The organism is Nocardioides pacificus, assembly GCF_054775955.1.
The window spans coordinates 837,793-857,845 of sequence record NZ_BAAHCI010000015.1; the positions used below are offsets into that span (position 1 = coordinate 837,793).

Sequence of the window (20,053 nt, forward strand, 5' to 3'; positions counted from 1 at the left end):
ACCTGTGGAAGGGCGGCCCTTGAGCACGCGATACCCCACCGACACCGACGAGCTGCGCGAGGCGGCGATCTCGGCCGCGAGCCTGGCCGTACGTCGCGGGCAGCTCGTCGTGCTGCCGACCGACACGGTCTACGGCATCGGCGCCGACGCGTTCGACCCGGCCGCAGTCCGGGCGCTGCTGGCCGCGAAGGGCCGCGGTCGGGAGATGCCGCCGCCAGTGCTGATCAGCTCGGCCACCACCGTCGACGCGCTCGCCGTCGGACTGCCCGGCTATGCCCGCGCCCTCATCGAGGCGTTCTGGCCGGGGCCGCTCACGCTGGTGTGCCGCCAGCAGAGCTCGCTGCAGTGGGACCTCGGCGACACCCGGGGGACGGTGGCGGTGCGGATGCCCGACCACGAGGTGGCCCTGGCGATCCTCGAGCGCACCGGGCCGCTGGCGGTCAGCTCGGCCAACAAGACCGGGGCCCCGGCCGCCGTGAACGCCGACGAGGCCGAGGAGATGCTCGGCGCGGACGTGACCGCGATCGTCGACGCCGGCCCGGCCCTGGGCAAGCAGGCCAGCACGATCGTGGACGTGACCGGGCCGCACGCGCGCGTGCTGCGCCGTGGCGCGCTGAGCCTCGAGCAGCTCAACGAGGTCCTCGAGCCCCTCGGAGCCACCGTGACGGACGAGGGCTGAGCGGTGCGCGAGTACGTCCTGGTCTTCCTCGTGGCGGCGGCGGTCACCTACCTGCTGACGGTGATCGCCCGCGAGATCGCGCTGCGCACCGGCGCGGTCGCCGCCGTGCGCGACCGGGACGTGCACGCCGAGCCGATCCCCTACCTCGGGGGCCTGGCGATGCTGGGGGGCCTGGTCGCGGCGTACGTCGTGGCGCGCGAGCTGCCCTTCCTCTCCCGCAGCGACGACTTCGTCTTCCGCGACGCCGCCGTGGTCCTGGCGGCCGGTGCGCTGATCTGTGCCGTCGGCGTGCTCGACGACATCTTCGAGCTCGACGCGCTCACCAAGCTCGGGGGGCAGGTGCTGGCCTCCGGCTTCCTGATCGCCTTCGGCGTGCAGTACTTCTTCTTCCCCCAGCCCGGTGACAGCCAGTTCGCCGTCGACCCGGTGCAGGGGGCGCTGCTCACGGTGCTGGTCGTGGTCTCGACCGTCAACGCCGTGAACTTCGTGGACGGTCTCGACGGTCTCGCGGCCGGCGTCGTCGGCATCGGCGCGATGTCCTTCTTCGTGTTCTGCTACAAGATCACCGACCTCAACGGCCTCGCCCTGGCCACCACCGGAGCCCTGCTGAGCGCCTCGCTGGCGGGGGCGTGCGTGGGCTTCCTGGCCCACAACTTCCACCCGGCCCGACTCTTCATGGGCGACAGCGGCTCGATGCTGATCGGGCTGGTGCTCTCGGCCAGCGCCCTGACGCTCACCGGACAGTTCTCCGGCACCGAGCTGAGCCAGGGCAACAGCCTGCTGCCCACGCTGCTCCCGGTCCTGCTGCCGGTGTCGATCATGATCGTCCCGCTGGCCGACCTCGTGCTCGCCGTCGTACGCCGCACGCGGGCGGGGCGCTCGCCGTTCGCTCCGGACAAGCAGCACCTGCACCACCGGCTGCTCGAGATCGGGCACTCGCACACCCGCGCGGTGCTGATCATGTGGCTGTGGGCGGGACTGGTCGGCTTCGGCACCGTCACCGCGAGTCTGTTCACCGGACGCTTGATGTGGCTCTCGCTGTCGGTCATGGTGGTGTTCACGATCGGGGCGACGTTCGTGCTCCCGATCCTGAAGAAGCCGCACATCCCCGTCGTCGACGAGCTGATGGAGGAGCTCACCCGCGGCGACGATTCGTCGGGTTTCGAGCCTCCCGGGACCTTGTGATAACTTTCACGAGCGTCGCCGGGTCCGCCTGGCACGACCATCTTTCTCCCTCAGAGGACGGCCGCCGAGCATGACGACCGAGTCGAAGACAGACCCCCGCGCCAGCGGTGCTCTCGTCCTCCTCGGAGCCGGTGTGGCCTCCCTGATCGCCACGCTCCTGATCGCCGCCCTGGGTGCCGTGCTCGACGGCCGCCCCGCGGCGTACGGCGCGCTGGTCGGCGCGCTGCTGGTCACCGCGGTGTTCGCCTTCGGGCTCCAGGTCATCCACGTCGTCTCCCGGCTCCAGCCCGAGCTCTCGCTGGTCGTCGCGATGATGACCTACGGGCTGCAGGTCGCGATGGTTACCGCCGTCTTCGCCCGGCTCTCGGCGAGCGGCGCGCTCGGCACCGACCTCGATGCGTCGTGGACGGTCGGGGGAGTGGTGGCTGCAGTGGGTGTGTGGACCACCGCCCAGGTCGTGCTGTCCTCGCGACTGCGGATCCCCGCCTACGACCTGTCGCTGGCGGCCCGCTCTCCCCGGCCGGTGGCTGTCGCCTCCGCGTCGCTGTCCACGCCCACCCGGCCAGGTGAACGATGACCTCCCATGGCTGCTATTGTCCGGGGCGCGATGGCTCAGCAGAAACCTCCTACTGGCCACGCCGACGACACCACGGCCGGGATGCCTGGACCAGATCCCTGGCGGGCATTCAGCTACCTGGTGACCGGCGTGCTGATGTATGGACTCATCGGCTGGGTGCTCGACCGCTGGCTGGGGACCACCTTCCTGGTCGGGATCGGGATCGTCTTCGGCGCGGTCCTGGGGTTGTACCTGACTTTCAAGATCTTCAAACAGCCTCCGTCGGATCCCTCCGGGGAACCACCGGGCAAGACGCAGCAGAACAGGCATCCGTAGTGCGGCAGACACAGGAGACAGCGTGAGTGCGATCGCGATGACCGCGGTCCGGGCCGAGGGGTTCACGCCCCCCGGGCCGGGAGACTTCAACCTCCCCCCGATCGGTCCGGACAAGACGTTCGAGTTCCTGGGCGAGACCATGTACCTCGGCGTCACCAAGCCGATGCTGCAGATGGTGCTGGCCGCCGGCCTCGTCTTCTGGTTCCTCTACGCCGCGGGCCGCAAGCGCGCGATGGTGCCGGGCAAGTTCCAGTACGTCGGTGAGGCCGGCTACGGCTTCGTGCGCAACTCGCTGGGCCGCGACATCATCGGCAGCCGCGACTTCATGCGGTTCGTGCCCTACCTGGTCGCACTGTTCTTCTTCATCCTCATCAACAACCTGATGGCTGCCGTCCCCGGCCTGCAGTTCCCGACGTTCTCCCGGGCAGGAACCGCCTACGCGCTCGCCCTGGTCAGCTGGCTGGTCTACAACGGCGTCGGGATCAAGAAGCACGGCTTCGCCGGCTACTTCAAGCTGCAGACCGTCCCCGGCGGCATCAAGGGCCCGGTGCTCCTGCTGCTGGTGCCGCTGGAGTTCTTCTCCAACATCCTGGTCCGCCCGGTCACGCTGGCCCTGCGTCTGTTCGCGAACATGTTCGCGGGCCACCTGCTGCTGATCCTCTTCGCCCTGGGCGGCGAGTACCTCCTCCTGCACGGTGAGGGCCTGGTCAAGCTGGCCGGCCCCGTCGCGTTCCTCATGTTCGTCCTGATCAGCTTCCTCGAGCTGCTGGTCCAGGTCCTCCAGGCGTACGTCTTCGTGCTCCTGACCTCCATGTACATCTCAGGTGCTCTCGCAGACGAGCACTGAGATCCGCTAGACCGCACGACCGCACGACCTCTCAGTAGGAACAACGAAAGGAAGAAGCCGTGGAAGGCTCTCTGAACATGCTCGGCTACGGTCTCGCCACCGTGGGCCCCGGTCTCGCCGTCGGCCTGATCTTCGCCGCCTACATCAACGGTGTCGCTCGCCAGCCCGAGGCACAGGGTCGCCTGCAGCCGATCGCGATTCTGGGCTTCGCCCTTGCCGAGGCGCTCGCCATCATCGGCATCGCCCTCGCGTTCGTGCTCTGACCCTCCTGACAAGCACTGACGAAGGACCACGCCCATGAACTCGATCACCCTCGCGGCTGGGGGGGAGCTCAATCCCCTCATCCCGCACCCGGTGGAGATCGTCCTGTCGCTGGTTGTCTTCGGCATCCTCGTTTTCGCAGTCAAGAAGTGGGTCGTCCCCAACTTCGAGAAGACGTTCGCCGAGCGCACGTCCGCGATCGAGGGCGGCCTCCAGGCAGCCGAGAGCAAGCAGGCCGAGGCAGACGCCAAGCTGGCTGAGCTCGAGTCGCAGCTCGCGGAGGCACGCCACGAAGCGGCGCGCATCCGTGAGGAGGCGCGCGAGCAGGGAGCAGCCATCGTGGCCGAGATGCGGGACCAGGCTCAGGCCGAGTCCTCCCGCATCGTCGAGCACGGCAAGACCCAGATCGAGGCGGAGCGCCAGCAGGCGGTCGCCTCCCTCCGGGCCGAGGTCGGCACCCTGGCCACCAGCCTGGCCGGTCGCATCGTGGGCGAGAGCCTCGACGACGAGGCTCGCCAGAGCCGCGTGGTCGAGCGGTTCCTCGCCGAGCTCGAGACCGAGCGGCCGCAGAGCGGGGTCAACTGATGACCTTCCGCGGAGCATCGAAGGGCGCCGTCGCGACCCTGTCCGAGGAGCTGAGCAGCACGCTCTCCCTCGAGCAGGACGCAGCGGCGGTCGGCACGGACCTGTTCTCGCTCGCAGCGGTGCTGCGCAGCGAGCCGGGACTGCGCCGCGTCGCGACCGACGTGTCGATCCAGCCTGGTGCCAAGTCCGACCTGGTCCAGCAGATCTTCGCCGGCAAGGTCCACGGGGCGGCACTCACGCTCCTGGCCAGCGCCGTGACCCGTCGGTGGACCTCGACGCGCGACCTCCCCGACGCTCTCGAGCGTCTGGGTGTCGTGGCGGTCGTGCGCTCCGCCAGTGGTGGGGCCAGTGGTGGGGCCACCAGCGGCGACGGTGCGGCTCGTCTCTCCGACGAGCTGTTCGCCTTCGGGCAGGTCGTGAAGGACAACCCGGACCTCCGGGACGCCCTCTCCGACCCGTCGCGCTCCGCGCAGGACAAGCAGTCGCTGGTGCGGGGACTCCTCGAGGGAAGGGCGCTGCCGGCAACGGTGGCGCTCGTCGAGCAGGCCCTGGCCGGCACCTACCGCACCATCGGCGTCGCGCTGCGTGAGTTCCAGCAGATCGCCGCCGAGGTCCACCAGGAGACCGTGGCCACCATCCGCGTGGCGCGCCCCCTCTCCGACGCCGACCGGCAACGGTTGGCCGACGCCCTCTCCCGGCAGTACGGCCGCGACATCCACCTGGACGTCGTCGTCGACCCGCAGGTGATCGGCGGCATCCGTGTGGAGATCCGCGACGACGTGATCGACGGGACGGTCGTGAGCCGCCTCGACGACGCCCGTCGCAAGCTGGCCGGCTGAGCCGTCCTTCGCCAGAACGTACGAACCCGAGCAGACTTAGAGAACAGGAAGACGTATGACGGAGCTTTCGATCCGTCCGGACGAGATCCGCGACGCGCTGACGCGCTTCGTGTCGGACTACAAGCCCGAGACCGCCAGCCGTGAAGAGGTCGGCACCGTTGCCGAGGCCGGCGACGGTATTGCCCGCGTCAGCGGTCTGCCGTCGGTCATGGCCAACGAGCTGCTCGAGTTCGAGGACGGCACCCTGGGGCTCGCCCTGAACCTCGACACCCGCGAGATCGGTGTCGTCGTCCTGGGTGACTTCGACAAGATCGAGGAGGGCCAGGCGGTCCGCCGCACCGGCGAGATCCTCTCGGTCCCCGTCGGTGACGGCTACCTCGGTCGGGTCGTCGACCCGCTGGGCAAGCCGATCGACGGCCTCGGTGAGGTCGAGACGGTCGGCCGCCGCGCCCTGGAGCTGCAGGCACCGTCGGTGGTCCAGCGCAAGTCGGTGCACGAGCCGCTCGCCACCGGCATCAAGGCGATCGACGCGATGACCCCGATCGGCCGTGGCCAGCGTCAGCTGATCATCGGCGACCGCGCGACCGGCAAGACCACGGTCGCCATCGACACGATCATCAACCAGAAGCAGTACTGGGAGACCGGCGACCCGAGCAAGCAGGTTCGCTGCATCTACGTCGCCATCGGCCAGAAGGGCTCGACCATCGCCTCCGTGCGTGGCGCCCTCGAGGAGGCCGGCGCGCTGGAGTACACCACGATCGTGGCGTCGCCCGCGTCCGACTCCGCCGGCTTCAAGTACCTCGCGCCGTACACCGGCTCGGCCATCGGCCAGCACTGGATGTACGAGGGCAAGCACGTCCTCATCGTGTTCGACGACCTCACCAAGCAGGCCGAGGCCTACCGTGCGGTGTCGCTGCTGCTGCGTCGCCCGCCGGGCCGCGAGGCCTACCCCGGTGACGTGTTCTACCTGCACAGCCGGCTGCTCGAGCGTTGCGCGAAGCTCTCCGACGAGCTGGGCGCGGGCTCGATGACCGGTCTGCCGATCATCGAGACCAAGGCCAACGACGTCTCGGCGTTCATCCCGACCAACGTCATCTCGATCACCGACGGTCAGATCTTCCTGCAGTCCGACCTGTTCGCGGCCAACCAGCGTCCGGCCATCGACGTCGGCGTCTCGGTGTCGCGAGTCGGCGGCGCGGCGATGACCAAGGCGATGAAGGCCGTCACCGGCTCGCTCAAGGTCGACCTGGCGCAGTTCCGCGCCATGGAGGCGTTCGCGATGTTCGCCTCCGACCTCGACGCCGCCTCGCGTCAGCAGCTCGACCGCGGACAGCGGCTGATGGCCCTGCTCAAGCAGCCCGCCTACAGCCCCTACCCGGTCGAGGAGATGACCGTGTCGCTGTGGACCGGCACCAGTGGTCGTCTCGACCGCGTGCCGGCCGACGACGTGCTCCGCTTCGAGAACGAGTTCCTCGACTACCTGCGGCGCCAGCACTCGGGCATCCTCTCCGCGATCCGCGAGTCGCTGAAGTTCGAGAGCGAGACGGAGACGTCCCTCGAGGACGCCTACGACTCGTTCCTGGACCAGTTCGAGACCTCCGACGGCCAGTCGATCAAGGCCGGCAAGGAAGAGCACGTCGCTCTCGAGGACGCGGACGTCGAGCAGGAGCAGATCGTCAAGCAGAAGCGGGGCTGACGATGGCACTGTCGCTGCGTGAGTACCGCGCGCGGATCAAGTCGACGGAGTCGATGAAGAAGATCACGCGCGCCATGGAGCTCATTGCTGCGTCCCGGATCATCAAGGCGCAGCAGCGGGCCCAGGCGGCCGCGCCGTACGCCCGTGAGCTGACCCGTGCGGTGTCCGCCGTGGCGACGTTCTCGAACGTCGAGCACGCGCTGACCACCGAGCCCGAGAACCCGCGCCGTGCCGCGGTCCTGGTCGTGACCAGTGACCGCGGCCTGGCGGGGGCCTACTCCTCGAACGTTCTCAAGGAGGCCGAGCGCCTCATCGAGAAGCTCAAGGAGGAGGGCAAGGAGGCGGACATCTACATCGCCGGCCGCAAGGGCGAGGCTTACTTCAAGTTCCGCCAGCGGCCGATCCAGCGGGCGTGGACGGGCTTCTCGGACCAGCCGACCTACGACAAGGCTGACGAGATCGGCATGACGCTGATCCAGGCGTTCCTCGCCGACGAGGACACCGAGCTCGGGGAGGGCGACCCGCGTCCGGTGGACGAGGTGCACGTGATCTACACGCGCTTCCGCTCCATGCTCTCGCAGGAGCCCACCGCCAACCGTCTGCTGCCCCTCGAGGTGGTGGAGGGCACGGAGGCCCCCGAGGAGTCGGAGCTGCTTCCGCTCTACGAGTTCGAGCCCTCGGCCGAAGAGGTGCTCGACCTGCTGCTTCCTCGCTACGTCCAGAGCCGGATCTTCTTCTCCCTGCTGCAGTCGGCCGCCTCCGAGCTGGCCGCCCGTCAGAAGGCGATGAAGTCCGCGACGGACAACGCCGACGAGCTGATCAAGAAGTACAAGCGCATCGCCAACCAGGCTCGCCAGGCTGGCATTACCCAGGAAATCAGCGAGATCGTCGGTGGCGTCAACGCCCTTGCCGACGCCAACGCCGGGAATGAGTGAGAGATATGACTGCCACTGTTGCTGAAACGACCGACCAGGGCTCCGCCCCCGGGGTCGGCCGTATCGCCCGCGTCATCGGTCCGGTCGTGGACATCGAGTTCCCGACCGACGCGATGCCCGAGATCTACAACGCCCTCAAGGTCGACATCGAGCTGGGCGGTGAGACCAACGAGATCACCCTCGAGGTCTCGCAGCACATCGGTGACGGCATGGTCCGCGCCATCTCCATGCGCCCGACCGACGGTCTGGTCCGCGGCACCCAGGTGCGCGACACCGGTGAGTCGATCAGCGTGCCCGTCGGCGACATCACGCTGGGCAAGGTGTTCAACACCACCGGCGAGTGCCTGAACCTCGAGCCGGGTCAGACCCTGGACGTCAAGGAGCGGTGGGGCATCCACCGCAAGGCGCCGGCGTTCGACCAGCTGGAGTCGAAGACCCAGATGTTCGAGACCGGCATCAAGGTCATCGACCTGCTCACGCCGTACGTGACCGGTGGAAAGATCGGTCTGTTCGGTGGGGCCGGCGTCGGCAAGACCGTGCTGATCCAGGAGATGATCGCGCGTGTCGCCAAGAACCACGGCGGTGTGTCGGTCTTCGCCGGCGTGGGTGAGCGCACCCGCGAGGGCAACGACCTGATCGTCGAGATGGAGGAGGCCGGGGTTCTCGGTCAGACCGCCCTCGTCTTCGGTCAGATGGACGAGCCGCCGGGCACGCGTCTGCGCGTCGCCCTGTCCGCCCTGACGATGGCGGAGTACTTCCGCGACGTGCAGAAGCAGGACGTGCTGCTCTTCATCGACAACATCTTCCGGTTCACGCAGGCCGGCTCGGAGGTCTCCACGCTGCTCGGCCGGATGCCGTCCGCCGTGGGCTACCAGCCGAACCTCGCCGACGAGATGGGTCAGCTCCAGGAGCGGATCACCTCGACGCGTGGACACTCGATCACCTCGATGCAGGCGATCTACGTGCCCGCCGACGACTACACCGACCCGGCGCCGGCCACGACGTTCGCGCACCTCGACGCGACGACGGAGCTGTCGCGTGACATCGCGTCGATGGGCATCTACCCCGCCGTCGACCCGCTGACCTCGACCTCGCGGATCCTCGACCCGCAGTACATCGGTCAGGCGCACTACGACTGCGCCATCCGGGTCAAGGGCATCCTGCAGCGCAACAAGGAGCTGCAGGACATCATCGCGATCCTCGGTGTCGACGAGCTGTCGGAGGAGGACAAGATCGTCGTCCACCGGGCGCGTCGCATCCAGCGGTTCCTGTCGCAGAACACCTACGTCGCCAAGCAGTTCACCGGCATCGAGGGCTCCACGGTTCCCGTGGCCGACACGATCGAGGCGTTCGACAAGATCGCCGCGGGCGAGTACGACCACGTGGCCGAGCAGGCCTTCTTCATGTGTGGTGGGCTCGACGACGTCGAGGCCAAGTGGGCCGAAATCCAGAAGAGCCTGTGAGCGGACGGTGGCCCCGGGCAGGGTCAGCCCTGACCGGGGCCACCACCTCTCGTGACACCAGAAAGGAGTCACCATGAGTGACCTGCTGCAGGTCGAACTCGTCGCGGCCGACCGCTTGGTCTGGTCGGGCGAGGCGAAGATGGTCATCGCGCGCACCACGGAGGGCGACGTCGGCATCCTGCCGGGGCACGCACCCCTGCTGTCGCTGCTCGTGCACGGCGTGGTCGACGTCCAGACGACCGAGGGTGAGACCTGGGTCGCCGCCGTCGACGCCGGCTTCCTCTCGGTCGCCGACAACCGCGTCTCCATCCTGTCCGAGCGTGCGGAGATGTCGCACGAGATCGACCTCGAGAAGGCGCGCCACGACCTCGAGCGGGCCCGCGAGGCCGGCGAGAACAACGACGAGGCGCTCGACAACGTCAACCGCCTCGAGGCACGCGTCCGGGCGGTCGAGAAGGCCTCCTGACGCCCCTCTCCGGGTGCCCGCTAGGGTGTGCGCACTGACGTGACTGGCGGGCCGCGAGGCCGGCGGAGGAGGGATGAATGCCCCTGTGGCTCTGGCTGCTCGACGCGGCCGGCATCCTGCTCCTGCTCGTCCTGGTCTACGGCTTCTGTCTGGTCATCCGCCGTCGTCTGCTCTCGCGCAACCGTGGCACCTTCGAGCTCAGCTACCGCGTCCGGTCCGAGAGGGCCGGGCGCGGTTGGCTTCTCGGGCTCGGCCGCTACTCCGGGGACTCGCTGGAGTGGTTCCGCATCTTCTCGCTCTCGCCCCGCCCCAAGCGCGTGTGGCGCCGCTCGTCCCTGGCCTTCTCCGGGCAGCGTGAGCCGGTCGGCGTCGAGCAGGTCTCGCTCTATGCCGACCACGTGGTGGTGGCGTGCGCGACCCCGGACGGGGAGGTCGAGCTCGCCATGAGCCGCTCCTCGCTCACCGGCTTCCAGTCCTGGCTCGAGGCAGGACCGCCGGGCTCGCGTCGGGTGCGCTGAGCGTGCCCGTGTCCGCCGTGGGTGCACCAGCTCCGCTCGCCGCTCGCAACGCCGTCGCCGCCGCCTTCGTCCTCAACGGTCTTCTCTTCGCGACCTGGGTCTCGCGCATCCCGCAGGCCCGCGCCGATCTCGACCTCGACAACGGTGAGCTCGGGCTGCTGCTGCTGACCATCGCCGCTGGATCTGTGGTGGCGCTGCCCACGGCGGGTGCGCTGCTCGAGCGGTGGGGGAGCGTTCGCGTGATCCGCGCCGCGGCGCTGTGCACGGTGACCGGTCTCGTGCTCGGCGCGGTGGCCCTCGAGGGGGCCGGGTCCGTCGTGCTCACCGGGATCGCCCTGGGGATCTTCGGCATCGGCATGGGCGTCTGGGACGTGACCATGAACGTCGAGGGCGCCGAGGTCGAGCAGCGGCTCGGGCGCACCGTGATGCCGCGCTTCCACGCAGGCTTCAGCCTCGGCACCGTGCTGGGCGCGCTGGTCGGCGCGCTCACCACCTGGCTCGACGTCACCATGATCGTCCACCTCGGGGTCGTGGCGCCGATCGCGGCAGCGGTGCTCGTCGTGAGCGCGCGGCGGTTCCTGCCGATCGCCCCGGCGCCCGCACCCGGTGGCCCGTCGGTGTGGTCCGCCTGGCGAGAGCCGCGCACGCTGGCCATCGGAGCGATGCTGCTGGCCCTCGCCCTGGCGGAGGGCACCGCCAACGACTGGTTGGCGGTCGCGCTCGTCGACGGCTACGACGTCGCGCGGTGGCAGGGGGTGGCCGGGTTCGGTGTGTTCGTGTGTGCGATGACCGCCGGCCGGCTCGTCGGCCCGGTGCTGCTGGACCGCTTCGGTCGAGCGGCCACCCTGTGGGCGACGACCGCCTGCGCCGCGGCCGGGGTGGTGCTCATCGTGGTCGGCGGTCATCCCGTGCTGGTGGTCCTGGGCATCGTGCTGTGGGGAGGAGGCGTCTCCCTGGGCTTCCCGGTCGGCGTCAGCGCCGCCGCCGACGACCCGGCGCGGGCCGCCGCCCGGGTCAGCGTGGTCTCGACGATCGGCTACGGCGCCTTCCTCGCCGGGCCGCCGCTCCTGGGGATGGTGGCCGACCACGTGGGGACCCTGCACTCGCTGCTGGTCGTGGCTGTCCTGCTGCTGCCGACCGCGCTGCTGGTGCCCGTGGCGCGTGAGCGGGCCGTCGTTCGATAGCGGGCGATCGTTCGATAGCGTGCCGGTGTGAGCGCGACGATCGAGGTCTCCGGCCTCACCAAGACCTTCGGCGGAGTGCGGGCGGTCGACGACCTGTCCTTCGTTGCCCGCCCCGGTGCCGTCACCGGCTTCCTCGGCCCCAACGGGGCAGGCAAGACCACCACGCTGCGGATGCTGCTCGGCCTGGTCCGCCCCGACGCGGGCACCGCCACCATCGGCGGGAAGGCCTACACCGAGCTGAAGAGTCCCGGCTCCGTGGTCGGCGCCGACCTGGACGCCGCCAGCTATCACCCTGGCCGCACCGCGCGCGACCACCTGCGGGTCTACGCCCCGCTGATGGGGGCATCGGACGCCCGCTGCGACGAGGTCCTGGCGCTGGTCGGGATGGCCGATGCAGCGAAGCGTCGGGTGGGGGGCTTCTCCCTGGGCATGCGCCAGCGGCTGGGGCTCGCGACCACGCTGCTCGGCGACCCCGGCGTGCTGCTCCTGGACGAGCCCGCCAACGGACTCGACCCGGAGGGGATCGTCTGGCTGCGGGGCTTCCTGCGCCACCTGGCGAGCGAGGGCCGCACGGTCCTCGTCTCCAGCCACGTGCTGGGCGAGGTGCAGGCCACCGTCGACGACGTGGTCATCATCGCGCGGGGGCGTCTGGTCCACGCCTCTCCACTCGCCGAGCTGGTGGCCCGGGCAGCACCCCAGGTGCGGGTGACGACTCCCGACGTACCCGGCTTCGAGCGGCTCGCTCAGGAGCAGGGCTGGGGAGTGACTCGCACGCCCGACGGGCTGCTGCTGGCCGGGCCGACCTCGGCGGCGGTCGGGGCTGCGGCGTACCGCTCGAGCCTGGAGATCCATGGGCTGGCGGGGGAGGGGGTGTCCCTCGAGGACGTCTTCCTGGAGCTGACCGGAGAGCCCGAACCACAGTTCGTCGCACCGACGACAGGAGCGGTGGCATGAGGGGCTCGCTCGTCTCGGAGCTGCGCAAGGTCACCAGCACCCGGATGTGGTGGATCATGGCGCTGCTGATGTTCGGCTACATGGCCTTCCTCGGGGCGGTGATGGCGTTCAGCCTCGCGGCCGACGGCGGCGCGGAGGCGATGACCGGCGGCATGTCCACCGAGCCGCTGCCGGCGAAGGAGGTCGCGTTGGCGGCCTACACGCTGGCGGCCGCGCTGGGCTACGTCTTCCCGCTGGTCGTGGGGGCGCTGGCGATGACCGGCGAGTTCCGCCACCAGACGATCACGCCCACCCTGCTGGCCGAGCCGCGCCGAGGCGTGCTGCTGGCGGCCAAGCTGGTCGCGAGTTGTCTCGTGGGGCTGGTCCACGGTCTGCTGGGGACCCTTGGCGCTGTGGTGGGCGCTGCCCCGGTGTTGGGGCTGATGGACAAGCCGCTGCTCCTCGGCGACGGCGACGTGCTCACCGCGCTTGCCTTCTCGGTGCTCGCGCTGACGATCTGGGCGATGATCGGCGTCGGCCTGGGCACCATGCTCACCAACCAGGTGGCCGCGGTCGTGGTCATCTTGGCCTTCACCCAGTTCGTCGAGCCGATCCTGCGGATGGGCTTCGCCGCCGTCGACGCGCTCGAGGGCGTGTCCCGGTTCTTCCCGGGTGCCGCTGCGGAGGCGCTCGTGGGAGCGAGCCTCTACAGCGCCACCGGCCTCGCGACGCTTCTCTCCCGCTGGGAGGGCGGACTGGTCCTGGTCGGCTACGCCGTGGTGTTCGCGCTGATCGGGCGGTACACGACCCTGCGCCGCGACATCAGCTGACCCGTCAGAAGATTCGGCTGACCCGTCAGAAGATTCGGCTGACCCGTCAGAAGATCTCGGATCTTCTGACGGGTCAGTGATATTTGGGACGGGTCAGCGCTGGCCGCCGGGGACCCACAGGACGTCGCCCTCGGTGCGGTTGGCGTGGCGGGCCAGGATGAAGAGCAGGTCCGAGAGCCGGTTGAGGTAGGTGATCGCGAGGACGTTCATGGTGTCGGCGTGCTCGCCGTACGCCGCCCAGGCCGACCGCTCCGCACGCCGTACGACGGTGCGCGCGACGTGCAGGAGCGCGCCGCCGGGCGTGCCGCCGTTGAGGATGAACGAGCGCAGGTTGGGCAGCTGCTCGTTGTACTCGTCGCACCAGGCCTCGAGCCGGTCGACGTAGGCCTGCTCGATGCGGAGCGGGGGGTACTCGGGGTCGGGGACCACGGGGGTGCAGAAGTCCGCGCCCACGTCGAAGAGGTCGTTCTGGATGTGGGTCACGATGGCCACCACGTCCTCCTCGAGATCGCCCTGGGCCAGCGCCACGCCGAGGTGGGCGTTGGCCTCGTCGACGTCGGCGTAGGCATGGAGGCGAAGGTCGTTCTTGGTCGTCTCGCTCATATCGCCGAGTCGGGTGGTGCCGGCGTCGCCGGTGCGGGTGTAGATGCGGGTGAGGTTGACCATGGGGTCAGCCTAGGGTCCGCGGCCGCGACGAGACCTCCGGACCTCGCCTGAGCGGGCGCTCACCCGGATAGCGGACGGAGTGTTGCGGTCGCACCGCTATCTGACCAACCCGAGGACACGCCGAGAAATCGGTGGCGCCGGTGCAACCAAACGACGTACCAAGGCGTCAATGTGGGTAATGAGCGAGATCGCGAAGGCACCCAGCCAGGGTCTTCGGGGCATCCGGCGGGGGCGCCGGAGGACGGGGTGTGCAGCGTGATGATCGAGACCGAGGGCCGGACCCTCCGACTGCAGGGTGACGTCGACGTTCGCAGCACGGCGTTGGTCCGCGATGCCCTCTATGAGCTGCTCGACGTCCACGGCGAGATCGTCGTTGACCTCACCGACGTGGTCACGATGGACCTCACTGCGCTGCGGCTGCTGGCGGTGGCCACGCGCCGCGCCGCCCAGGGCGGCGGGCACGTCACCCTGCGCGGCTGTCGACCCACGGTGCGCCGACTGCTGCACCTGTCCCACCTGATCCGCGTGGTCGAGATCGAGCGGTCCGGGGCCCTCGTCTGAGATGTCGGCCGGGGCCCCTGTCAGACCCTCTGCCGCAGCGGGTGTCGGGTGTGCCACACCGCTCGTGCGTTTACGCACCGGTAACTTCGCACTATGTTTCAGCGCATGACTGTCCCCGCCGAGAACCGGCCCGCCCCGCACGAGGCCGACGCGAAGCAGGCCGCCCTGCGCGGGCCCGCCGAGAAGGACCGCCCCTGGGTGATGCGCACCTACGCCGGCCACTCGACGGCCGAGGCGTCCAACGCGCTCTACCGCACGAACCTCGCCAAGGGCCAGACCGGCCTCTCGGTGGCGTTCGACCTCCCCACCCAGACGGGCTACGACCCGGACTCGCCGCTGGCTCGCGGCGAGGTCGGCAAGGTCGGCGTCCCGGTCCAGCACCTCGGTGAGATGCGCAAGCTCTTCGCCGACATCCCGCTGGTCGAGATGAACACGTCGATGACGATCAACGCGACCGCGATGTGGCTGCTGGCGCTCTACCAGGTCGTGGCGGAGGAGCAGAACCCCGACCTCGACCCCACCGAGGTGGCGGCCAAGCTCGCGGGCACCACCCAGAACGACATCATCAAGGAGTACCTCTCCCGGGGGACCTACGTCTTCGGCCCCGAGCACTCGCTGCGGCTGATCAGCGACGTCATCTCCTACACCGTCCACCAGATCCCCAAGTGGAACCCGATCAACATCTGCAGCTATCACCTGCAGGAGGCCGGCGCGACGCCGACGCAGGAGCTCGCCTACGCGCTGTGCACCGCGATCGCCGTGCTCGACCAGGTGAAGGCCTCGGGGCAGGTCTCGGAGGAGGACTTCGGACGCGTGGTCGGCCGGATCTCCTTCTTCGTCAACGCCGGCGTCCGGTTCATCGAGGAGACCTGCAAGATGCGGGCCTTCGTCCAGCTGTGGGACGAGATCACCCGCGAGCGCTACGGCGTGACCGACCCCAAGATGCGCCGCTTCCGCTACGGCGTGCAGGTCAACTCGCTCGGCCTGACCGAGGCGCAGCCCGAGAACAACATCCAGCGCATCGTGCTGGAGATGCTGGGCGTCACGCTGTCCAAGGACGCCCGTGCCCGAGCGGTCCAGCTGCCGGCCTGGAACGAGGCCCTCGGTCTCCCGCGGCCCTGGGACCAGCAGTGGTCGCTGCGTCTGCAGCAGGTGCTGGCCTTCGAGTCCGACCTGCTGGAGTACGACGACATCTTCGAGGGCTCGAAGGTCATCGAGGCCAAGGTCGCCGAGCTCGTCGAGGGTGCCCGTGCCGAGATCGACCGGGTCCAGGCGATGGGCGGCGCGATCGCGGCCGTGGACTCGGGCTACATGAAGCAGGCGCTGGTCTCGGCCCACGCGGCTCGTCGGGGCCGGATCGAGGCCGGGACCGAGAAGGTCGTCGGCGTCAACATCTATGAGACCACCGAGCCGTCGCCGCTGACCGCGGACCTCGACGCCGCGATCATGGCGGCCGACCCGCTGGCCGAGCAGTCCGCGCTCGCCTCGCTCGAGCAGTGGAAGGCCCAGCGTGACGAGACCGAGGTCGCCGAGGCGCTCGCCCGGCTGGCCGCGGACGCGAAGACCGACACCAACCTGATGACCGCCACCCTGGCGGCGGCCCGCGCCGGCGTCACGACGGGGGAGTGGGCCGGGACTCTGCGCGAGGTCTTCGGCGAGTTCCGGGCGCCCACCGGCGTGTCCGGTGCCGTCGGCGTGGCCGATGCCGGTGACGACCTGACCGCGGTCCGCGAGCGGGTCAAGGCCACCGGCGAGGAGCTGGGTGGGCGGCTGCGGCTGCTGGTCGGGAAGCCCGGCCTGGACGGACACTCCAACGGCGCCGAGCAGGTCGCCGTACGCGCCCGTGACGCCGGCTTCGAGGTGATCTACCAGGGCATCCGTCTCACGCCCGAGCAGATCGTGGCCGCCGCCGTGGCCGAGGACGTGCACTGCGTCGGCCTCTCGATCCTGTCCGGGTCCCACATGGAGCTGGTCCCGGCCGTCCTCGAGGGCCTGCGGGCCGCCGGCCTGGGGGACGTGCCGGTGATCGTGGGCGGGATCATCCCCGACTCCGACGGCCGCGCGCTGATCGAGGCGGGGGTGGCGGCGGTCTACACGCCCAAGGACTTCGGGCTCACCGAGATCATGGGCGGCATCGTCGAGGTCATCCGCAGGGCCAACGGACTGGCCTGACACGTCCCCGACCCGTCACTGACCCGTCACTGGCTCCGTCGTACCCGGCGTGTCTGGTCGAGGGAGTGACGGGTCGCGGAAGTTTGGTTAGGCAGGCCTTACTCCGTGCTACGCTCCGCGAGTGGGTAAGAAGGCCAAGCTGCCGAAGTCGAAGTGCTGCGTGTCGAAGGACAAGTGCAAGCGCTGTCCGATCCGCATGCTCAAGGAAGGCACGATGCCCGACGGGTATACGGTCAAGAAGCGCAAGCTCGTGAAGGTGGACTCCAAGAAGTCCCCCGCGAAGAAGCTGTCGAAGGCAGCCTGACCCGACCCACCCCCTTGGAGGAACCCCGGTGCCCGCAGCACGTTTCGTGGAGCAGCTCAACGTCCAGATCGGCAACGAGTTCGCCGCCCACAACCAGTACCTCGCCTGCGCGGTGCACTACGACGCGCTGACGATGCCGCGGATGGCCGCGTTCTTCTACGCGCAGGCGCTCGAGGAGCGTGAGCACGCGATGATGATGGTGCAGTACCTCCTCGACACCGATGCCGAGGTGGTCATCCCCGGCGCCGAGGCTCCGGTCGCCACCTTCGGCGACGTGATCGCCCCCGTCGCGCTCGCGCTGGCGCAGGAGAAGCGCGTCACCGAGCAGATCAACGCGCTCCTGCGGGTCGCCCGCGAGGAGCACGACTATGCCTCCGAGCAGTTCATGCAGTGGTTCATCAAGGAGCAGGTGGAGGAGGTCGCGACGATGAGCGACCTGCTGGCCGTGGTGACCCGCAACGTCGACGACATCGAGGACATCGAGGAGTACGTCGCGCGCGAGCAGGGCGGCGAGGGCACCGACCCGACCGCGCCGCGCGTCGCGGGAGCCTGACGCCGCTCGATTCACACGGCAGACTCCTCGCCATGAGTCGAGTTCTCGTCGTCGGTGCCGGAGTGGTCGGGCTGACCTGCGCGGTCCGCCTGCTCGAGGCGGGGCACCGGGTCGACGTCGTCGCCCGCGACCTCCCCCTCGAGACCACATCGGCCGTCGCGGCCGCGTTCTGGTATCCCTATCGCGCCCTGCCGCAGGAGCGCGTGACCGCCTGGGCCGCCACGTCGTACGCGGTCCTGGACGCCCTGTCGGACACCGATCCCGAGGCCGGCGTGCGGATGGTCGAGGGGACGGAGGTCTTCCGGGCCCGCGAGCGCGACCCCTGGTGGATGTCGGCGGTGCCGGCGCTGACCCGACAGTCCACGCTGCCGGCGGGGTACGCCGACGGCTGGAACTTCGTCAGCCCGATCGTCGAGATGCCGGTCCACCTGCGCTGGCTCGTCGGCCGCCTCGACGAGCTCGGCGGGACCCTCACCCGGATGAACCTGTCGGGCCTCCCGGCCCCCGCCGACACGGTCGTCGTCAACTGCTCGGGCATCGGGTCGCGACTGCTCGCCACCGACCGGACCGTGGTCCCCGTGCGGGGACAGGTGCTCCACCTGGAGCAGGTGGGAGTGCGTCGCTGGTGGCTCGACAGCGCGACACCGACCTATGTGATCCCGCGCTCGCACGACATCGTCGTGGGTGGGACAGCGGAGGAGGGGGACTGGAGCCGCACGCCGGACCCGCAGACCGCCGAGCGGCTGCTGGGTCGGGCCCGCGAGCTGGTCCCCGAGCTGCGCGGCGCCCGGGTGCTGCGCCACAAGGTCGGCCTGCGGCCGGTGCGGCCCGCCGTACGCCTGGAACGGGTGGGGCAGGTGGTGCACTGCTACGGACACGGCGGGGCGGGGGTGACCCTGGCCTGGGGTTGTGCCGACGAGGTGGTCTCGCACGTGGAAGATGCCGTCAGAACTCCTGCGCGGCAGTAGCATTCACGCATGCACGAACGGCTCGCGGACGATGGGTCCCTCTTCCGCGGCATCGTGGAGGCGGCGCCCGACGCCATGGTCGTCGTCGACCGCACCGGGACGATCGTCCTGGTCAACGCGCAGACCGAGAAGATCTTCGGCTACGCCCGCGGCGAGCTCCTGGGGCAGCGGATCGAGATCCTCGTGCCGCGCCGGGCCCACGAGGTCCACAAGGAGCACCGGGCCGCCTACGTGGAGCATCCCGACGTGCGGCCGATGGGCATCACCGAGGAGCTCAGCGCCGTACGCCGCGACGGCAGCGAGTTCCCGGTCGAGATCTCCCTGGCGCCCGTCGAGAGCAGTCAGGGGCTGCTGATCTCGGCCGCGGTGCGCGACATCACCGAGCGCAAGCGGGTCGAGGGGCGCTTCCGCAACCTGCTCGAGGCTGCTCCGGACGCGATGGTGATCGTGGACGACACCGCCACCATCGTGCACGTGAACCGACAGGTCGAGCGGGTCTTCGGCTACCGGCGCGACGAGCTCGTCGGCCAGGAGATCGAGGTGCTCATCCCCGAACGTCAGCGTCGCGGACACCTGGCCCGGCGCAACGGCTTCTTGATGACCGAGCCGGGAGCGCGGCCGATGGCCAACGGGCTCGAGCTCACCGGACGGCGCAAGGACGGCACGGAGTTCCCGGCGGAGATCTCGCTGTCCCCGCTCGACACCGAGGAGGGAGTCCTCGTCTCGGCGGCGGTGCGTGACATGTCCGACCGCCAGCACCTGCAGGAGGAGCACAACCGGATGCGGGAGCAGGTCATCGCGACCGTCTCCCACGAGCTGCGCACGCCGCTGACCTCGATCCTGGGCTACGCCGAGCTGATGGAGGACCTCGGGGACGACGAGGTGGGTCCCGGGGCACGCCGTCTGCTCGGGATCATCTCGCGCAATGCCGCGCGTGAGCTGCAGCTGGTCGAGGACCTGCTCACGCTCGCCTTCATCGGGGAGCAGCGGATGACCATCCGCCCTGTGCCCACCGACCTGCGCGACGTCGCTCGCGAGGCGCTGGCCGCCAACCAGGACCAGGCCGCCGAGGCCGGGATCGAGCTGGTGCTGGCCGATGAGGAGCTGGTCCCCGTGCTGGGGGAGGCCCACCGGCTGAGACAGGTGGTCGACCATCTGATCGGCAACGCCTTGAAGTTCACCTCCGCCGGGGGACGCATCGAGGTGCGGGTGCGCGACAGTGGCTCGATGGCCGTGCTCGAGGTCGAGGACACCGGGATGGGCGTGCCTGCCGAGGAGCTGCCCCGGGTCTTCGAACGGCTCTACCGCGCCAGCGGCGCCGTCGCGGCGCAGATCCCAGGCGCGGGCCTGGGGCTGCCCATCACCAAGGCGATCGTCGAGGCCCACGCCGGTTGGATCGATGTCGAGAGCGAGCAGGGCGTCGGCACCGTCTTCCGAGTCGCCCTGCCCTACGCCGAGCAGCGGGTGCGCGACGGGGCCTGAGCCCCAGTCCGAGCCCAGTCCGAGCCCGGTCCGA

At 69.8% G+C, this 20,053-nt stretch carries 23 protein-coding genes; 22 read left to right on the top strand and 1 reads right to left on the bottom strand.

Annotated features, from left to right (window positions below):
• Positions 1-19: 19 nt before the first annotated feature.
• The 16 genes from ACYU7L_RS22480 (at position 20) to ACYU7L_RS22555 (ending at position 13,313) form a co-directional block, all read left to right on the top strand.
• Positions 20-679 (top strand): L-threonylcarbamoyladenylate synthase, encoded by a 660-nt coding sequence (locus ACYU7L_RS22480; RefSeq protein ID WP_460801283.1) that lies wholly within the window; start codon positions 20-22, stop codon positions 677-679.
• A gap of 3 nt (positions 680-682) precedes the next feature.
• Positions 683-1,864: a glycosyltransferase family 4 protein gene (locus ACYU7L_RS22485; RefSeq protein WP_460801285.1), complete on the top strand. Its 1,182-nt coding sequence runs from the start codon at positions 683-685 to the stop codon at positions 1,862-1,864.
• A gap of 70 nt (positions 1,865-1,934) precedes the next feature.
• Positions 1,935-2,441 carry a hypothetical protein gene (locus ACYU7L_RS22490; RefSeq protein ID WP_460801289.1) on the top strand — a complete coding sequence of 169 codons (507 nt, stop codon included), beginning with the start codon at positions 1,935-1,937 and terminating at the stop codon, positions 2,439-2,441.
• Positions 2,442-2,447: 6 nt separating this feature from the next.
• Positions 2,448-2,756 carry an AtpZ/AtpI family protein gene (locus ACYU7L_RS22495; protein WP_460801292.1) on the top strand — a complete coding sequence of 103 codons (309 nt, stop codon included), beginning with the start codon at positions 2,448-2,450 and terminating at the stop codon, positions 2,754-2,756.
• Positions 2,757-2,778: 22 nt separating this feature from the next.
• Positions 2,779-3,603, top strand: a complete 825-nt coding sequence (gene atpB / locus ACYU7L_RS22500; protein WP_460801294.1) for a F0F1 ATP synthase subunit A — start codon at positions 2,779-2,781, stop codon at positions 3,601-3,603.
• A gap of 59 nt (positions 3,604-3,662) precedes the next feature.
• The gene (locus tag ACYU7L_RS22505) at positions 3,663-3,866 is read left to right on the top strand and encodes an ATP synthase F0 subunit C (protein WP_275425755.1); all 204 of its coding nucleotides are present in this window, start codon (positions 3,663-3,665) and stop codon (positions 3,864-3,866) included.
• A 34-nt stretch (positions 3,867-3,900) separates the two neighbouring features.
• The gene (locus tag ACYU7L_RS22510; protein ID WP_460801296.1) at positions 3,901-4,449 is read left to right on the top strand and encodes a F0F1 ATP synthase subunit B; all 549 of its coding nucleotides are present in this window, start codon (positions 3,901-3,903) and stop codon (positions 4,447-4,449) included.
• Entirely contained in the window at positions 4,449-5,288 is an 840-nt protein-coding gene (locus ACYU7L_RS22515) for a F0F1 ATP synthase subunit delta (RefSeq protein ID WP_460801298.1), read from the top strand. Before ACYU7L_RS22510 ends, ACYU7L_RS22515 begins: the two co-directional genes overlap by 1 nt.
• Before the next feature lie 55 nt (positions 5,289-5,343).
• Positions 5,344-6,984: a F0F1 ATP synthase subunit alpha gene (gene atpA / locus ACYU7L_RS22520; RefSeq protein ID WP_460801300.1), complete on the top strand. Its 1,641-nt coding sequence runs from the start codon at positions 5,344-5,346 to the stop codon at positions 6,982-6,984.
• Positions 6,985-6,986: 2 nt separating this feature from the next.
• Positions 6,987-7,919 carry a F0F1 ATP synthase subunit gamma gene (locus ACYU7L_RS22525; RefSeq protein WP_460801302.1) on the top strand — a complete coding sequence of 311 codons (933 nt, stop codon included), beginning with the start codon at positions 6,987-6,989 and terminating at the stop codon, positions 7,917-7,919.
• A gap of 5 nt (positions 7,920-7,924) precedes the next feature.
• Positions 7,925-9,382: a F0F1 ATP synthase subunit beta gene (atpD, locus tag ACYU7L_RS22530; RefSeq protein WP_460801304.1), complete on the top strand. Its 1,458-nt coding sequence runs from the start codon at positions 7,925-7,927 to the stop codon at positions 9,380-9,382.
• A 73-nt stretch (positions 9,383-9,455) separates the two neighbouring features.
• Entirely contained in the window at positions 9,456-9,848 is a 393-nt protein-coding gene (locus ACYU7L_RS22535) for a F0F1 ATP synthase subunit epsilon (RefSeq protein WP_460801306.1), read from the top strand.
• Between the two features lie 77 nt (positions 9,849-9,925).
• Positions 9,926-10,366, top strand: a complete 441-nt coding sequence (locus tag ACYU7L_RS22540; RefSeq protein ID WP_460801308.1) for a DUF2550 domain-containing protein — start codon at positions 9,926-9,928, stop codon at positions 10,364-10,366.
• A 17-nt stretch (positions 10,367-10,383) separates the two neighbouring features.
• A complete protein-coding gene (locus tag ACYU7L_RS22545; RefSeq protein WP_460801310.1) occupies positions 10,384-11,550 on the top strand; it encodes an MFS transporter in 1,167 nt (388 codons plus the stop codon).
• A gap of 27 nt (positions 11,551-11,577) precedes the next feature.
• Positions 11,578-12,504, top strand: a complete 927-nt coding sequence (locus ACYU7L_RS22550) for an ABC transporter ATP-binding protein (RefSeq protein WP_460801312.1) — start codon at positions 11,578-11,580, stop codon at positions 12,502-12,504.
• Positions 12,501-13,313, top strand: coding sequence for an ABC transporter permease subunit (locus tag ACYU7L_RS22555; RefSeq protein WP_460801315.1), 813 nt, complete (start codon positions 12,501-12,503; stop codon positions 13,311-13,313). Before ACYU7L_RS22550 ends, ACYU7L_RS22555 begins: the two co-directional genes overlap by 4 nt.
• A gap of 93 nt (positions 13,314-13,406) precedes the next feature.
• Here ACYU7L_RS22555 and ACYU7L_RS22560 read toward each other — a convergent pair whose 3' ends face one another.
• On the bottom strand, positions 13,407-13,979 hold the full coding sequence (locus tag ACYU7L_RS22560; protein WP_460801317.1) for a cob(I)yrinic acid a,c-diamide adenosyltransferase: 573 nt from the start codon (positions 13,977-13,979) through the stop codon (positions 13,407-13,409).
• A 258-nt stretch (positions 13,980-14,237) separates the two neighbouring features.
• On the opposite strand from ACYU7L_RS22560, the gene ACYU7L_RS22565 reads away from it, so the two are divergent.
• From ACYU7L_RS22565 to ACYU7L_RS22590, 6 genes are all read left to right on the top strand, one after another.
• Positions 14,238-14,540: an STAS domain-containing protein gene (locus tag ACYU7L_RS22565; protein WP_460801745.1), complete on the top strand. Its 303-nt coding sequence runs from the start codon at positions 14,238-14,240 to the stop codon at positions 14,538-14,540.
• A gap of 105 nt (positions 14,541-14,645) precedes the next feature.
• Entirely contained in the window at positions 14,646-16,712 is a 2,067-nt protein-coding gene (locus ACYU7L_RS22570; protein ID WP_460801318.1) for a protein meaA, read from the top strand.
• Between the two features lie 121 nt (positions 16,713-16,833).
• A complete protein-coding gene (locus tag ACYU7L_RS22575; protein ID WP_460801320.1) occupies positions 16,834-17,016 on the top strand; it encodes a hypothetical protein in 183 nt (60 codons plus the stop codon).
• Positions 17,017-17,044: 28 nt separating this feature from the next.
• Entirely contained in the window at positions 17,045-17,569 is a 525-nt protein-coding gene (locus tag ACYU7L_RS22580) for a ferritin (RefSeq protein WP_460801322.1), read from the top strand.
• Positions 17,570-17,601: 32 nt separating this feature from the next.
• Positions 17,602-18,537 (top strand): FAD-dependent oxidoreductase, encoded by a 936-nt coding sequence (locus ACYU7L_RS22585; protein WP_460801324.1) that lies wholly within the window; start codon positions 17,602-17,604, stop codon positions 18,535-18,537.
• Between the two features lie 9 nt (positions 18,538-18,546).
• On the top strand, positions 18,547-20,019 hold the full coding sequence (locus ACYU7L_RS22590) for a PAS domain S-box protein (protein ID WP_460801326.1): 1,473 nt from the start codon (positions 18,547-18,549) through the stop codon (positions 20,017-20,019).
• Positions 20,020-20,053 lie beyond the last annotated feature (34 nt).